Here is a 765-nt window from a genome sequence, read left to right on the forward strand (position 1 = left end):
GCTGAGAGGGTATCTCATTGAATTGGTTGCACAAATCAGTAGATCACAAAACTCTATGCCTGTCTTTTTTTACCCGCCCATTACTGGGGATTCCTCAGCGCACAGCAGCGGGCAAATATTACGCCTCAATACTCGCAGACGATGGTCAGGAAGCGGCGGCAAAGCCGACCTATATCACCGCCGTGACGGGCTTTGATTTGGGGCTATCGCACTACCTGATCGACAACAACGGCGGCAAGGTGGCAAACCCTCGCCACCAGGTCAACGCATACCGTCGGTTACGCCGTGACAGCAAGGCGCTATCCCGTAAGAAACTGGGCAGCGCTAACCGTCGTAAAGCTCGGTTACGCCTTGCGGCACAACACGAACGGGTAGCCAATGCCCGCGCTGACTTCCAGCACAAACTTTCCAGACGAATTATCGACGAAAACCAAGCGGTGATTGTGGAAACGCTGAAATCAGCAAATATGATGAAAAACCGTCGCCTTGCCCGTCATATCGGGGATGCGGCATGGTCTGGATTTGTGGCAAAACTTGCGTACAAAGCGGAATCGGCAGGTGTTCACCTGGTCAAACTGGATCAGTGGTTCGCCAGCTCGAAAACTTGCCATTGTTGCGGTCACAAAATGTCAGAAATGCCGCTCAAGGTGCGCGAATGGAAATGCCCCGGCTGTAATGCTGAACATGACCGCGATATAAACGCGGCGCTCAACATACAGCACAAAGGCATAACAGAATTAATGGCGGCAGGACTTGTCGTCAAAA

General features: G+C 52.3%; 1 pseudogene. It reads left to right on the top strand.

The annotated features are described in order from the left end of the window. Positions 1–98: 98 nt before the first annotated feature. Positions 99–765, top strand: a pseudogene (locus A7090_RS22785) (RNA-guided endonuclease TnpB family protein); the annotation flags it as partial.

Source organism: Escherichia sp. MOD1-EC7003, from assembly GCF_002965065.1.
Lineage (GTDB): Bacteria > Pseudomonadota > Gammaproteobacteria > Enterobacterales > Enterobacteriaceae > Escherichia.